The 14,083-nt window shown below is 34.0% G+C and carries 16 protein-coding genes; 7 read left to right on the top strand and 9 right to left on the bottom strand.

The features are described from left to right. Positions 1 to 7 precede the first annotated feature (7 nt). From A6M14_RS01020 to A6M14_RS00990, 7 genes are all read right to left on the bottom strand, one after another. On the bottom strand, positions 8 to 448 hold the full coding sequence (locus tag A6M14_RS01020) for a YbaN family protein (RefSeq protein WP_000368857.1): 441 nt from the start codon (positions 446 to 448) through the stop codon (positions 8 to 10). Between the two features lie 1,003 nt (positions 449 to 1,451). Beyond that, complete coding sequence (locus A6M14_RS01015) at positions 1,452 to 1,757, bottom strand: hypothetical protein (protein WP_078390056.1); 306 nt, start codon at positions 1,755 to 1,757, stop codon at positions 1,452 to 1,454. Positions 1,758 to 1,909: 152 nt separating this feature from the next. Continuing rightward, a complete protein-coding gene (locus tag A6M14_RS01010) occupies positions 1,910 to 2,191 on the bottom strand; it encodes an addiction module antidote protein (RefSeq protein WP_067865280.1) in 282 nt (93 codons plus the stop codon). Beyond that, on the bottom strand, positions 2,192 to 2,494 hold the full coding sequence (locus A6M14_RS01005; RefSeq protein WP_000286964.1) for a type II toxin-antitoxin system RelE/ParE family toxin: 303 nt from the start codon (positions 2,492 to 2,494) through the stop codon (positions 2,192 to 2,194). A gap of 592 nt (positions 2,495 to 3,086) precedes the next feature. Further along, positions 3,087 to 3,653, bottom strand: a complete 567-nt coding sequence (locus A6M14_RS01000; RefSeq protein WP_000678311.1) for a recombinase family protein — start codon at positions 3,651 to 3,653, stop codon at positions 3,087 to 3,089. Positions 3,654 to 4,341: 688 nt separating this feature from the next. After that, positions 4,342 to 4,638, bottom strand: a complete 297-nt coding sequence (locus A6M14_RS00995; protein WP_152872906.1) for a hypothetical protein — start codon at positions 4,636 to 4,638, stop codon at positions 4,342 to 4,344. Further along, the gene (locus A6M14_RS00990) at positions 4,638 to 5,279 is read right to left on the bottom strand and encodes an AAA family ATPase (RefSeq protein ID WP_152872904.1); all 642 of its coding nucleotides are present in this window, start codon (positions 5,277 to 5,279) and stop codon (positions 4,638 to 4,640) included. Before A6M14_RS00990 ends, A6M14_RS00995 begins: the two co-directional genes overlap by 1 nt. Positions 5,280 to 6,414: 1,135 nt before the next feature. Between A6M14_RS00990 and A6M14_RS00985 the strand changes: the two genes are divergently transcribed. Together A6M14_RS00985 and A6M14_RS00980 are read left to right on the top strand one after the other, a co-directional pair. After that, the gene (locus A6M14_RS00985) at positions 6,415 to 6,693 is read left to right on the top strand and encodes a type II toxin-antitoxin system RelE/ParE family toxin (protein WP_163124810.1); all 279 of its coding nucleotides are present in this window, start codon (positions 6,415 to 6,417) and stop codon (positions 6,691 to 6,693) included. 13 nt (positions 6,694 to 6,706) lie between these two features. After that, complete coding sequence (locus tag A6M14_RS00980; RefSeq protein ID WP_180101614.1) at positions 6,707 to 7,000, top strand: HigA family addiction module antitoxin; 294 nt, start codon at positions 6,707 to 6,709, stop codon at positions 6,998 to 7,000. 11 nt (positions 7,001 to 7,011) lie between these two features. Here the strand turns inward: A6M14_RS00980 and A6M14_RS00975 are convergent, their stop codons facing one another. Then, the gene (locus A6M14_RS00975) at positions 7,012 to 8,208 is read right to left on the bottom strand and encodes a reverse transcriptase domain-containing protein (RefSeq protein WP_152872900.1); all 1,197 of its coding nucleotides are present in this window, start codon (positions 8,206 to 8,208) and stop codon (positions 7,012 to 7,014) included. A gap of 2,448 nt (positions 8,209 to 10,656) precedes the next feature. Between A6M14_RS00975 and A6M14_RS00970 the strand changes: the two genes are divergently transcribed. The 5 genes from A6M14_RS00970 to A6M14_RS14305 are packed head-to-tail and all read left to right on the top strand — an operon-like array spanning position 10,657 to position 12,795. Next, a complete protein-coding gene (locus tag A6M14_RS00970; RefSeq protein ID WP_152872898.1) occupies positions 10,657 to 11,784 on the top strand; it encodes a hypothetical protein in 1,128 nt (375 codons plus the stop codon). A gap of 48 nt (positions 11,785 to 11,832) precedes the next feature. Further along, positions 11,833 to 12,156 carry a hypothetical protein gene (locus A6M14_RS00965; protein WP_228720345.1) on the top strand — a complete coding sequence of 108 codons (324 nt, stop codon included), beginning with the start codon at positions 11,833 to 11,835 and terminating at the stop codon, positions 12,154 to 12,156. A 53-nt stretch (positions 12,157 to 12,209) separates the two neighbouring features. Then, a complete protein-coding gene (locus A6M14_RS00960; RefSeq protein ID WP_152872897.1) occupies positions 12,210 to 12,500 on the top strand; it encodes a hypothetical protein in 291 nt (96 codons plus the stop codon). A gap of 11 nt (positions 12,501 to 12,511) precedes the next feature. Then, positions 12,512 to 12,670, top strand: a complete 159-nt coding sequence (locus A6M14_RS00955; protein WP_152872895.1) for an acetyltransferase — start codon at positions 12,512 to 12,514, stop codon at positions 12,668 to 12,670. Further along, the gene (locus tag A6M14_RS14305; protein ID WP_267313488.1) at positions 12,670 to 12,795 is read left to right on the top strand and encodes a hypothetical protein; all 126 of its coding nucleotides are present in this window, start codon (positions 12,670 to 12,672) and stop codon (positions 12,793 to 12,795) included. Before A6M14_RS00955 ends, A6M14_RS14305 begins: the two co-directional genes overlap by 1 nt. A 590-nt stretch (positions 12,796 to 13,385) precedes the next feature. Here A6M14_RS14305 and A6M14_RS00950 read toward each other — a convergent pair. Next, positions 13,386 to 13,985, bottom strand: a complete 600-nt coding sequence (locus A6M14_RS00950; protein WP_152872893.1) for an Ail/Lom family outer membrane beta-barrel protein — start codon at positions 13,983 to 13,985, stop codon at positions 13,386 to 13,388. Between the last annotated feature and the right edge of the window lie 98 nt (positions 13,986 to 14,083).

Raw genomic sequence — 14,083 nt, 5'->3', positions numbered from 1 at the left:
ATAGGAGTTAGGCATCGGGTAATCGAGACATCCATATCGCAACAGTGATACATATCACACATGTAGCCCAAGCAAGCCATTGCCAATTATCAGAAAATCGGTAGAACAACATACCGCAAGAAAGCGCCATCATTGACCAGGCCAAATATTTAGCTTTACGCGGAATTGCACGATGCTGCTGCCAGTCAATGACCATTTTGCCAAATATTTTATGATTAAGAAGCCAGTTATTAAATTTAATGGAACCTTTGGCCCAACAGGTGGCAGTAAGCAAAATAAAGGGGGTGGTGGGTAGGACTGGAAGAACAATTCCGATTAAACCTAGTATAAAAAAAACAGCGCCTAGAATCATAAATATTAGGCGAACGAAACGGTTATGGTGCATCTGACTATGGGCTATTTCTTTCTGTAACGTCTTTTGCTGGGGAGAGGGATATATGTTGTCCATGAGAAAGCAGCTCGATAATCATGCGGTAAATACAAATTATTCAATAAATCATTAATTATCTAGCTAAAATATAGACAAATTAACAATTCCTAACTTTGCATTATAAGTGATAATCATTACCATTAACAAGAAAAGCTTAGAATTAATTGATATTCTGTGGCCAGTCCTCATCACGAACACCTCTTGTACCAGCTATGCTTTAGCCCTGCTTGATCTATACTAAAGGGGGATGAACAATTTAGATATTTAGATTCCATAGCATCTAAGCAACCTTAGTAAAATTGCACTTATATTTAGAAATACTAGATCATATAAAAACCATTATTTAACATAAAATCTCATCTACGAAATCCAGATTCAAGACATAAAAAAGCCCGACATCCTGTCGGGCTTTTTTAGATTGGGTTGCTCGTCTTGCTGATCTCGTGCTGCCCATTCCTTGCGCTACTTTCTTATTCTTGTTTTTCTGGAAACATCCTGTTCCCTATATAGCCATCATAGGATTAATGCCTTGAATTACCAATCCGCAAAATCCTTAAATCTGTGTAAGTTTTAGCTTACAAAGTTGGCTTATTTTATCCCAAGAGTTGTCCGCAGAAATTGGGGATTATTTCTGAATTGTGAACCTTGATAAATCAGGAAAAACTGCAAAAGAGAATGTTTTTTGATCAATTTTATTGGCTAAAAGTTACCGTTTTGCTTAAAAAGAAACCGACTTGTTTCCAAGTCGGCTTTTTAGGTTTTGCGTCCCAATTTTTTATAGCATAACTTTTTGAAATATAAAACTATTTATGATTACGTTTCGTATAAGCTCTATTATGTTAAATGGGAGAATTAGATCCACCCTCCAGTAATAAAATCTCCTGAATCATATCCAATGGAGTACCCAATTTTTCTCTCTGGGTAAGCGATTTTATAATGATTCATTGATGCTTGTGCCAGCTTAAGTGAATAAGCTAAGAACAGCCTATCTTGTTCCAAAATTTAAATAAGTAAAATGCGATCAGATGCGTTTTAACGTAGCTATTTCCAAAAAATCCTTACGTATCTTTATGGCCTGATGTCTAACCTTCTGAGAATACTTATTTTTATCCTTAATTAGATCCTCAATCCAATATAAAACATCACTATCAATATACTCAGGTCTTTTTTGAAGCCAGTTTAAAGCTAATTCAGGCCAATAGTTTGATACGCTTTCAGAAAGTGCATAAATGACTACGTTCCTTACATCTTCTAAAGAGTATGTATGGTTTTCTAGACTATTTTCATCCATTTCCAAAAGCAATAATCCATCTCTTACATCATTCATATCTACATAACTCGAATATTTTTATTAGCCTAAAAATAAAGGATTAATAAATTACATTAGTATTGATTCTTAAATTTCCCTAAAATTAACATAATGCACGTTATACGAAATTAAAAAATGGAGCCTAAAGCTCCATTTTTTAATAACTTTTTTTAAATTGCTAAGCGCAAATTCAGTGCTTTTACAACTTTAATCACCGTATCAAAACTAGGGTTCACATCACCAGAAAGTGCTTTGTAAAGACTTTCTCGGCCTAGACCTGTATCTCGTGATAATTGAGCCATTCCTTTAGCTTTAGCAATGTTACCTAAAGCTTTAGCAATGAATGCGGCATCACCATTAGATTCTTCGATACATGCTTGTAAGTAAGCCTGCATATCTTCTTCTGTTTTAAGATGCTCAGCACTGTCCCATTTGCGAAGTTTAATAGCCATTTATAGCTCCTCCTCTAAATCTTGTGCCAATTGCAGGGCAAGTTTTATATCTTTACTTTGCGTAGACTTATCTCCGCCTGCTAAAAGAATAACAACCCTTTGCCCTTGTTTGCAGTAGTAAATCCTATAGCCTGGTCCAAAGAAGAAACGTAATTCAGAGACACCTTCACCAACTGGTTCAGTATCTCCAAAGTTTCCATCTTCAACCCGATCAATTCGGACTTGTATGCGTCTTTTTGCCTGTTGGTCTTTTAACTTGGTGAACCAGTCATCAAAGACTTCAGTGGTATATATTGAGTACATAAGTAAAATGTATCCTATAGGATACATTTATGCAAGAAATAAACTTGGTTTTGGGGAGCCTGAAACGCTGAATTTCGTATAAGTACCATTATGTTAAATAAGTGAGGATTTTTTATTAATTTAATTTCTCTCTTTGTCCCTTAATTTTAAAACAACGTATCTTTGCCAAAAAAGTAGCATTCCTGCAAAAACACATATGTAAGTTTTATTCTCAATAGAAAGAGCAAGTCCTGTAAAAATTAAGGCTAATAAAAAAGATAAGATCAAATTAGTCTTCTGACTTAATGAAGAGCCAATTGCTAATTCAAGGCTAAGAAGTTTATTTAATATTTTCATAAAAAATTATAAGTAAGAATAATTATCAATTATACCAAATAATATCTATTTTAAGATTTCCTAAAATTAACATAATACACCTTATACGTAATGCTTGATATTTCTCTTTAAATATCATTATATTAAAGCAAGCCGTTCTGGAATATAGGGCACCAGAGCGGCTTTTTATTGATTATTCATGTTCCACGCTTAAAATTCGAACAGTGTTTCATGATTTTTATAAGTTAAACTAAATTTAGTTGCTAATCCCAATAAGCTATTCACTAACTTGTAAATATCGGTATACCGCCTGACGACTAATCCCAAAAGCTTTCCCTAATGCCATTTTCGATGGATACTTCCCCTCCTTCCATGCTTGTCGTAAAGCTTCAGCTTGGTCAGGCTTTAGTTTATGCACCCGACCTTTGTACTTCCCCTGAGCAGAGGCGAGTTTTATTCCTTCCTTTTGCCGCTCTAAAATGATCTCACGTTCGAACTGTGCAAAAGCACCCATCATTTGAAGCATCAAATTATCCATCGGGGTGGATTCGGCTGTAAAAGTAATATTTTCTTTTACAAACTGGATGGCGATCCCTCGTTTGACCAGTTTATCTACTTCAGTGACCAAATCTTTTAGGCTTCGCGCAAAACGATCCATTGAATGTACAATCACCCTGTCCCCTTCCCGGACATAGTTCAACATTTCCTGAAATTTAGGTCGGTCAGTATTTTTACCTGAAGCACGGTCAACAAAAATCCGATCGACCTCAATTCCTTCAAGTTGACGTCCAGTGTTTTGCTCGACAGAACTTACCCGGACATACCCTACTTTTTGGCCTTTCACTTTTTCACGCCCCAATTGGATAAAAATGAACAATTTCGTAAATTATAAATCTTTAACACTAAAGTTACATGTTACTTATGATTAAAAATCATTTAAATGATACATAATTTCATGAACTTTCAGATTGTAACTTTAGGGTGTACTCCAAGTTTACAATTTCTTAAAAATCGTCTTTTCTACGTACATGTACCCGATTTATAGGCGAAGCCGAACACTATTAAAACGACGAATGCGAGGAAGGCTGTGAGGCTAAAAATCGTATTACTTTGCTTTGTAATTTCTTGCTTATAGTCCTTTTCGGCTATTGAGAACTTATCTATTTCAGCTTGAAGAGTGTCCAAGTGTTTTGAGGCTTTTTCTAACTTTTCTGTTTGCTGTCCATTTTTAAGCGATAGCTCAATCCTGTGCTTGACTGTTGTGGTTAAAAATAGGACATTTTAAATGGTTTATCGCATAGACATTTTAATTGGTGAATAACAGCATCTAATAAGTGTAATTAAATCAGTAAATTGAGATCCACTAAAAATTTTAGTTTGTATAAACTTGATTTTTTAGTGGATCATTCACACGATAAGCCTGTTTCTTAACCATTTTTAGAAATTTTTCATTAGCTAGAACAAACAATCTAATTCATTATTAGATATAGGAGTTTTTACGTAAGTTAAATAACTTACGTAAGTTACGCATGTTATTTAACTTCACTTAATACTGCTTGTTGTAGGTCTTCTTTCGATAGTTTCTGCAATTGGTGTAAAGCTGCTTTCAAAATGACTGAACGATTTGCTTTGGCTACTCTAGAATCTATCAATAGATCATCAATTTCTTTGCTAACGTCTTTTGTTAGTGAAAACGTAAATCGACGATATACCTGTTGTGAACACTCTAATTTTTTTACACGCTTAGTAGAGCCACTAATGAAGTCCTCAATTGTTTGGTCTGTAGATTTAGATTCCTGAGCTGATTTTGTTAAACCTTTAAGTGCCATTAAAGTTCTCCCAAAAATTCTAATGCGAGTTGCTCAATTTCAATTATGGCTTTTTTATCTGTATTAACTTCAAATACAGAAAGTCCATTTTCATCAGCATCATCATATACATTTCGATTTGTCGTAAATTGATTCAATGGAGATAGACCAAAAGACTCGCATGCATCTTTTGCATCAAGAATTCGCTGAACCTGACTAGGTAGAGTAGGACATTGAGTAATTACTGCCCGAGTGATTAAAGTTGGATTCACTGCTTTAGCTAATTTAATAAGTTGCTCGACGTGAACTAAGGTTTTTAGATCACGACGTTTAGGACGAAAAGGTAAAAGCATGTGGGTGGCAATAGTCATCGCAGAGCGTAAAGCTTCTGAATCTTGCCCACCAGCATCAATAATGATGTCCTGATATCTTTTAGATAAATCATCTAAAACTTGTCTGATATTTCCTGCTGCTTGAACAGAAGGAATATTCTTAAGATCTAAGTTTTCATCACGCTCTTTGACCCAATCTGTTGTAGTACCTTGAGGATCTGCATCAAGTAATAAAATGTCTCTTTTATGTGATTGTAAATAAACCGCTAAATTTTGTGCGAGGCAACTTTTTCCAGAGCCTCCTTTTTCACCGCCAACTAAAATAATCATAATATTTTTATGTAACTTACGTAACTTATTTAATTATTGATTATATAAAGTTTCTGAAATAGATCAATAGTTCGAGATAATATTAATTACGTAACTTGTATAAGTTGCGTAAGTTATTTAAATAATTATTCTTTTTTATAGCTTTAGGTTATTTATTTTGGATATTTTTTTGATTAAAAAACGAACAAATAGATTTTAAAAAAATCTAAAGAGTGAAACTTTTTTTCAAAAAGAGTGAAACTTTTTCCGGATGAAAACAGATAGAAATCATTTACATGCAGAGATGGTCGAAAATTTGGTGAAACTTTTTTTTAAAAAGAGTGAAAGTTAAATTATTGATCAGAAAAAGAAAAACCCCAAAATGCCTTGCAACATTTTGGGGTTTCGCTTTATATTCAGCGGTACGCAGTTATTTGATGGTAAGAACATCGAATAACGAAGATCATAAGGTTTGGCGACCGTTATGATTTCACGCTAAGGCTTGTACCTGAACTCCATTTTCACAGCAAAATGCGTTTAGTTCAAGACCTAAAATGAAAAGTCTTCGTTAAATCAGTGTTTTTAATCATCAAATAAGTTCCCAAGATCGAGCTTTGCCCGCTTCTGCGTGTCCGTTTTACGGTCGGCATGCAGTACGTGTGGTAGGAATAAGTGTCACTGGCGTACTGTAGCTATAGTCGAAAGGCTAAACCGCTACAGGGGAACTTCACATAAGCGGAGCGTTGGGAGTAGTTGCATTAGACTGTTAAGTTGCATGTTGGGGAAACCCTCGCAGAGATACAGCTGTGTAACGACAGGGAGCGCGTGGAGAGAGGTGCAAAGCCTTTAGTCCTTGTCTGCATAGTTAGCAAAGCTATGTGCGGATACGACCGATGCGTGGCTCCGTCAGCCCAATCAGGTTATTCGGCAATACTTAAGGGATGATGATTTTTTTCAAAATCACGCCCTTAGGGTGAGTATTGCCGAAACTCACTCAACGTTCACCATCAGCCCCAAGCGAAGCGACGGCTGTGGTGATCTTGAGAGAGTGAGTGCATTTGTTTTTAAGGCTTTTGATTTTATTTGAGTATATATTTCTGTATAGTTTTACTGAACGAATTGCTGTATATTAAAACTATACAAAGGATGATTTTTTGTGATTGTAGATTTTAATCATAAGGGACTGGAAAGATTCTTTAAAACCAGTTCTACAGCAGGCATTCAGTCTGTTCATTCAACTAAGTTAAAAAGACAGTTAACTGCTTTGAATGAAGCTCAAAACATTGATGAAATGAATTTCCCAGGGTGGAAGCTTCATCCTTTGAAAGGGAAGTTAAAAGATCATTGGGCAATTACTGTGAATGCCAATTGGCGTATGACTTTCATTTTTAAAGATGGTAATGCGTATATCGTGGACTATCAGGACTACCATTGAGGTGAATATGATAATGAATAATCCAGCTCATGCAGGTGAGTTAGTTTCAGAATGGTTAGATGGTTTAAAAGAAGAAGGACAAGCGATTACGATCACAGAACTTGCTGAACGTATCCAAGTGACACGCCCATTACTTTCTCGAATTATTAATGGTAAAGCACCAGTGACGGCAGATGTGGCTTTACGTTTGCATGATGCTTTGGGAATCAGTGCAGATTTGTTAATGCGTGTTCAATCGAAACATTCACTTTGGATGGAATCACAAAAACAGCGTCCGCAGATTCAGCCATTTTTTGTTAGTTGTTAATTTTATGGTACTTATAAACTGAAGAAAAATTTCTTTTGACGAGCGCTAAGGCGCTCTATATCTAGTCCTAATGATTTTAAAAGTTTTGAAAAAATAACTATTTTTTTATGATTAATTTCTTCTTGTAATTCACTCATATTACAAGCATCTGAAAATGCTGAATTATATCCATTAGATATATACTTTATATCTTGAATTACATCGGAAAAATCTTTCTTATTTTTAAGATTTTTATTCAAAGAATCATATATATCTAATTTATTATTAATTGTTTTGAAAACTGAATTAGGTATATATGATTTGAATCTATTGCCACTATATCTGAACTCTAATCCCAAAAAATCAACTGGCTTGTTTTTGAAAATATTAGTTTTTCCTTTATCTTCTAGAGGTGGAATTTCGAGACCAATTTTTTTTAATTCTTCTCTTACTAAATCTAAATATTTTAAAGCTTCTGAGCGAGATGAGCAAAATAGAACTAAATCATCGGCATATCTTACATAAGGTATCTTTTTATCATTCATCAAAGTATCAAATTCATAAAGATATAAGGATGCAAGGAATGATGACATTGGCATGCCTTGTCTAATGCCTTTTCCCCTTTTTAATTTTAAAAACTCTATTTCTTTAGCACCGATTAATTCAGTTTCTTTAAGTCTAGTATCAACTTTAATAATTTTTTCTAATATGAAATTTATTTCAGATATGTTTAGTTTTTCTTCGATATTTTTTTTCATTAATTTACGGTCTAAATTATCAAAGAATGCAGAAATATCCGTTTTTAAAACAAATGGATATTGATTTCTTAATTCTAAGGCCTTTACTCGTGCAGCTATTGCACCGGCTTCACTGATCTTGGATGAGAAATCATAATTAGTAGCTAGTATATATTTATTCTTATGATGTTCTTTTATATATTTTAAAAGAAGTTTTTGAACTATACGATCTTGTATTGTAGGAACGCATATTAATCTTAGCGAACCATCTGGTTTGTCCATTAAAATTGGATGTAATGGTTGAGGGGAGTAATTTTTTTTAGATAAATTATCTAGAAGTTCAACTAAAATTTTTTCTTTATTTAGATTGAACTCATTAAATGATAGATATTCAGGATAGTACTTAATATTTAATAAGTAAAAGCGTTGTTTATTAAATAGATTAAAAAAACTTTTAATAAAATTTTCTTTAATATAATCATGGAATGTCATTAACTTTTTCTCTGTATGTTCACAAGGCTACCCATACAGTTACGAAGTGATTCTACGCATATCACCATCACCGCTGTTCACTAATAACTCGATGAACGTATAGCATCCTGTCAAGGACTCTGCTGAAATATGTGTGATGTGCTGTACTCGGGTCGCATCATTGAAGTTTTTGCCGTGTTTTGGCAGCGCTTCAGAATTAACAAGATGAATATAATCTATAATTAATCAAAGACCTAGGACTAATTATTATAATTTTTAGATTTATATAGTTTTTAGGTTACATTTATCTTTTATAAGATAGATTTTTTAGAAAATCTAAAATTAATATAATGCACGTTATGCGAAATTCTTGATCAATAAACCATATCTTTCAATTATTTAGCCTAAGAAAAAAAACCCATTCGTCGCCGAATGGGCTTTTTAAATGATTCATCACGTTCCACGCTTAATTAGTGAGCAATGTTTCACAACTTTAATTAGATCAGCTTGAAAATAGCGACTCTTCAAAAATATTTGTAAAACGTGCCATAAACTTATTTAAAATATCCGAATAGGCTTGTTCTAAGAAGTTGCTCGTAGACACTCGCTTTATATCTGTCACTGAGGGGCTTAAATTCGCGATTTTTAGCCTGATTAGAGTTTTTATAGGAGGGGGTGATTTATTTAAATAAGTGGCCTTAGAGCGCAAATCAGCGCAAAAGGAAAGGCAGCCTCCTATGGAGGCTGCCTTTAGTGTTGATTTTTAAGTGTACAACCCACTAAGCGAACATGCTCCTTGCCGAGCCTCTATTTTAATTCACGCTTGGTATGAATTCGTAGTTATCAACTTACGACATCTTCTCAGGAATGAGGAAGCGAATCTATGACAATTCCTTGAATGCTAAGTAACGGCACTCAGATCAATATCAGACATAGACAAACTTCAACTGCAATTTTAGTTCCGCAGTCAGGATTTCCTATAACACTTCACCGCTAGTTTTCTTTCGATCACATCGTTGCTGCATGAAATGCCAACAGCAGATTCGTTCAAGCCAAGGCTTGTCGGAACCAACTTAGATGTTTAAAGGCGCAAACCTTTACGGAGCCACCGCAAAGTTTCTTAATAGTTAATTACCAATATATAAAATTAATAGGATTACTAATCCGATTAATAATAATGTTAATCAGTTTTCACTCGCGCCAATAGGTTGATAACGTTTCATAGTTATAGAAGTTGCCACACCTCACCTATAAAACTTTGTCTTTGTTTCTAGATATACACCGTATTGCCTTTCGTTCATTTACCGCTTACGTTTTTATTCGCTCGAAGTAAACTAATTAATCTAAATCCAATACAACAAATTCAAATTAAACCTAATAAGCAACTCTCCCTCTCTTATTAATCAAACCTTATGCCTTCCTCTAGTGAAGTTTTCAGTTCGAAAGCCTATATTATGGAACCACCATAAATAATCATCGACTTAAGAGATTCCCACTTTAGCATTAACAGTCTTTGTCATTTTTAAATAAAATAAATCAACTTTTAAATAAAAATAACGATCAGTACGCCCATCTGTTCCACGCAATATTAACTATTCCTGTTTTTTGAGGTAAGAGTTCCAAAAACCCTCATTATTAGTCAATATCAAGCTTCATTACAGGTAGAGCACTTGATCAACGCAAAGCAACATGCTTAATCTTCTATTGAAGATCTCCAACGTGTCACCGTTACTGGCTTAAGCTATCCATAGACCTTAACAACCGACTGAATATGTCATCGACGACAAGTCAATTCAGTCAATCGTTAAGTGCCGATCAGTCCAGATTTCTCCTCATGACCCTAACATCTCACGATGCTCTCATAAGCCCACCAGTGCGCAACGCATACCGCCCTTTGAAGGAATTGAAGCGGTAAACGTGTGTTCCTAACGCATCTATCATTCCTTGTAGATACTCACACTCTCTGTTAAGCAGGGTTGATCATGTCACCATGATGCCCGTTTCAGTGTCGCCCAACTATTCAAAATTATTTATTTAGAAATTCAGTACCCATTTCATAGGGCTAAGTTCTGAAATTCGCAGAACGGGTCAAAAGATGGGGTCTCACCATCTAGTGCCCTTCGCAGCCGCACCAACTACCTTTCGGACGTATGCAGCTACACGGTCTTTAGTATGCGATGGCTGTCGCATACACATAGAAACAACAAGACAAAGTTTTAGAAAATTTCACTCACTGAACGGCTAACTCAGGAAAGTTTATTTCATATTTGGCAGTCACAAAATTAGCAGAGCCACAGTGAAAATCAATGCAAATAGCTGGTCCACGTCCATCTGACAGGAACTCTTATTTATGCAAAGGCCACTGCCATTGCGTTTGCGCAGAAATTGAAAAGCAAAAAGCTCTCAATGTTTTTGTTTTTAATGCTAGACTTTTATAGTTGTGCCACTTTTATGAAAAAAGGATGAAAAGTGATCATCTATACGATTAAGACCACAGACTGCCTGCAAGCCATTTTGAACTGTGTCAGTATTGCAAAAGCACAATTTTGGATGAGTTCAACAATTGAAGAATCTAAGTTGACTTCAGTTTTATCGAAGATGATTGAGAAGTATGATTTGCATCAAACTGATCAAGCACGCAGAACAAAATTAAGAAAAGGCCAGCCAGTCTGGAGTCTGGTTCTACATTATGAAGTGGCTGAAAAAGGGGTAAGATTCTGGTTGTTTTGTACCGGTTTTCGAAACAATCAGCGTAGTAAAAAAGACTGCACAGATCAGATTAAAGCACTGAATGAGCAACTGAAAAAGACTGAGCATTTGAAGTGTGTGATAACTGAAAATTTAGATGAGCTGATTCGATTTAAAGACTATGTTTTGGGTCAATATATGGTGTATGACGGACTGCAAGCCGGTATTAATAAGCAGTATTTTTCACCGTATAAATTCGGTCTAATTGATCAGAATGTAGCGATGAATCAAGCGACGATAAATTTGTCATTTCGGTCAATTGATGATGTTGATCCTCAACGAGGAAAGCTCGATAGTATTCAGCGAAATTTTGGTTTTTTATTTTATGCAGCGCAACAGCGACCACAATATTTGGGCCTGAAAAAAACTGATGTGATTGCACAATTGCGCAAAATTTATGGCGTCACTGTTGATGAAACGGCATCCTATAATATGTTGATGCAACAGCTGTTTAAATATCATCGTCGAATTAGTCAGCGTTATTTAGATACTGTACAGAGTAATGTAGAGAAAAAAGTAACATTAACTTGGTACTTCGATCAGTATTATTTGAATCAATTCAGTCATGAATTACGCGCTAAATTGAAGGATATCCCAACGCGTCGATATTTGTTTGAAGATTCGATGAAGCGATTATATGCGAAAGCTAATTTTCACGGTGTCAGACATCAAATTGGTGAAATAAATTCTCGTGTTAGAAGATTAGTTCAAAATAATTATCCAGATTTTTACGATAAAATTGAATGGCCGAAGAACCTACATTATGTGCGTTTTAGCCCGAAAAAATATGAGAATTTAGAGCAGTTTCATGCAGATTGTATGCAGCTAAACGCACTTGAAAAGTATTAATCATGCTACTTCGAGTATGATGATATTACGATCAAAATATGAAGAAGAATGATGATGAAGCACTTGGGATTTGTTGGAAAAAGCACTGAATATGTTGGATATACTCATATTGAAATTATCAACAGTTCTCTGCGATTTTCTTTTAACGTTGCATCTAACAAAAATCTAGATGAAGTCTTTAGAAAAGTCATAGAAAATAATTATGATTTATTGATGTCGACCTCGGCAGAAATTTCATTTGAACTTGAGCCTGAAACAATTGAAAAGGTCGAAAAAGTGATTAGAGCGCAAGGGATTGAGATGGAAGAATTTATACAAGAGACGCTGATTAAGTTCATCAATCAAAATTCATCGGACCCTGTTAACGTATGATCATATTGATACAAATCTGGATAGTGTAAAAAGTTAAAGCAATAGAGTGTTTTATGCAAAAAGATAATGTGTTTTTTAAGGATTTTTCTAGTGGTTTTATTGTTGCCGGTCTAGCTTTTACTGTCTTTTTTGCGACGGCTCTTTTTTTTGAATTGGCCATAGGTTCAGTATTTAACGTTGAACCATCTCAAGACCGAATTTCCTTGGTCGTTGGATTTTTTATGGCGGTCGGAGTTGGCTTTTTTCTATTTTCAAAAAATAAAATAGGCAATAAAATCGGTGGTATCACTGTAGCATCAATACTTTCAGCGGTTTTTATTAGTTTGAAATTCTATTATTTTTAAAAAGGTTTAAAATGAAAAAGTATGGCGTTGAGATTGTTGATCGTCCTAAAATTAAGCCGATAAAGGAGTTTGATTTATCTGGAGTGAAAGGTGAAAAGATCATTAAATCACTGACAGAAAAGATATTAATTCGCCATGAAAAAGCTTTTAAACGTTTGCAGGGGATGTAATGGAAGTAGCAGATAATGATTCAAATACAGAGATATTAATTGAAGTGAGCGTTAGTTTGCCGATTATAGAAGTGATCACAGATGATGACATTATAGATTTCGTTGAAGATGATGGCGGTTATTGAGAGAAAAACTTCATATCAAAACTATGCAAAAGGTCGATTTCAGCCAAATTTATCACATCAAAACTATGCAAATATCTTTTTAATTGTATTTATTACATTAAAAAATTCTGTATTAATATTAAGGTATTGATTTATTTTAATATTAAAAATATTTTTACTGAAATTAATTCCACTCGTGATTCCATTTTTTTTAGAATTTTGAACAGCTAATTTATTATTATTTTTTAAGCATATGATTTATAAAATTATTTTTTTTATTTAATAGGTTTTTTAATAATTTTTTATTACTGAATTACTTTTCCACTAATTAAAAAGTTGAATGAGATAGCAATGGACTCATTCTAAAATTAGACATTTTACTTTGGAGAAACTGGACATTTCTATTTGGGGCTTACAATCGGGGCTTCGTATAATCCGTATTATGTTAATTTTAGAAAATCTTAAAGAGTATACTAATAGTTTTTCCATTACGTTAAAACAAAAATTAACGAGATAGTTCTTCCCGTAACTAGAAGTTCATAATAATGATTACTAAAATATTAAAAAGCCCCATTAAATGGAGCTTTTTAATATTTTATATCTGATTAAAATCAGAACTTATAACCAACACCAATATTAAATCCATTAAAATTCATTTTTTGATCATAATATTTAGAGCGAGTTCCTTCATATCCAATATTTACAGATATATTTTCTACAGGATTGATTGCTACGCCTAGACCATAGGCAAATGCAGTTTTACTTTTTTTATCATTTTCATTATAAGAATCTACTTGTGCCCCATCTTCAAATAAGACGCCACTCTCATTTACATCATATTTAACTTTTGAAAAACCAAGTAATCCATAAACACTAACATATTCATTAAACTCATATGATGGGCCAGCTAATAAAGAAAAATATTTAACTTTACCCTGATCTTTATAATCAGCTACATAATCAGCACCAGCTTCCCAAGATTCAGAATAACGGTCAGTTTCTTTAGATGTCATATATGATGATGAAACAACAATACCAACTGGTAATGATTCTGTTTCATATTTATATTGTAAATTTACACCCTTTAGTGTTTTTACATCAGTTGCTTTTGTTTGAGCATAACCAATTGATACTGTTTGATCAGCTGCCATAGAGTTAATAGAAATAGCAGATAGGCAAGTTAATACTGCTATAGAAATAAGATTTTTCATATCGATGTTCTCTCTTTTACATTTGTTATCAGCCGATATTTACTTTTTAAATCGTATCGACCCCAGCATTAATTCTACATTAGACTTCCGTCATAAAT

Origin of the sequence: Acinetobacter portensis (genome assembly GCF_009372215.1) — a bacterium.
GTDB classification, from domain to species: Bacteria; Pseudomonadota; Gammaproteobacteria; order Pseudomonadales; family Moraxellaceae; genus Acinetobacter; species Acinetobacter portensis.
Note: the sequence above shows the minus strand (reverse complement) of the source record. Positions and strands in the feature narration are given on the sequence as shown.

Excerpts from the sequence above, each read along its gene's own strand:
- A6M14_RS01020 (WP_000368857.1), bottom strand. The coding sequence starts at position 448 with ATGGACAACATATATCCCTCTCCCCAGCAAAAGACGTTACAGAAAGAA.
- A6M14_RS01015 (WP_078390056.1), bottom strand. The coding sequence starts at position 1,757 with ATGAATGATGTAAGAGATGGATTATTGCTTTTGGAAATGGATGAAAAT.
- A6M14_RS01010 (WP_067865280.1), bottom strand. The coding sequence starts at position 2,191 with ATGGCTATTAAACTTCGCAAATGGGACAGTGCTGAGCATCTTAAAACA.
- A6M14_RS01005 (WP_000286964.1), bottom strand. The coding sequence starts at position 2,494 with ATGTACTCAATATATACCACTGAAGTCTTTGATGACTGGTTCACCAAG.
- A6M14_RS00995 (WP_152872906.1), bottom strand. The coding sequence starts at position 4,638 with ATGGCACTTAAAGGTTTAACAAAATCAGCTCAGGAATCTAAATCTACA.
- A6M14_RS00990 (WP_152872904.1), bottom strand. The coding sequence starts at position 5,279 with ATGATTATTTTAGTTGGCGGTGAAAAAGGAGGCTCTGGAAAAAGTTGC.
- A6M14_RS00980 (WP_180101614.1), top strand. The coding sequence starts at position 6,707 with ATGAATAATCCAGCTCATGCAGGTGAGTTAGTTTCAGAATGGTTAGAT.
- A6M14_RS00975 (WP_152872900.1), bottom strand. The coding sequence starts at position 8,208 with ATGACATTCCATGATTATATTAAAGAAAATTTTATTAAAAGTTTTTTT.
- A6M14_RS00965 (WP_228720345.1), top strand. The coding sequence starts at position 11,833 with ATGATGATGAAGCACTTGGGATTTGTTGGAAAAAGCACTGAATATGTT.
- A6M14_RS00960 (WP_152872897.1), top strand. The coding sequence starts at position 12,210 with ATGCAAAAAGATAATGTGTTTTTTAAGGATTTTTCTAGTGGTTTTATT.
- A6M14_RS00955 (WP_152872895.1), top strand. The coding sequence starts at position 12,512 with ATGAAAAAGTATGGCGTTGAGATTGTTGATCGTCCTAAAATTAAGCCG.
- A6M14_RS14305 (WP_267313488.1), top strand. The coding sequence starts at position 12,670 with ATGGAAGTAGCAGATAATGATTCAAATACAGAGATATTAATTGAAGTG.
- A6M14_RS00950 (WP_152872893.1), bottom strand. The coding sequence starts at position 13,985 with ATGAAAAATCTTATTTCTATAGCAGTATTAACTTGCCTATCTGCTATT.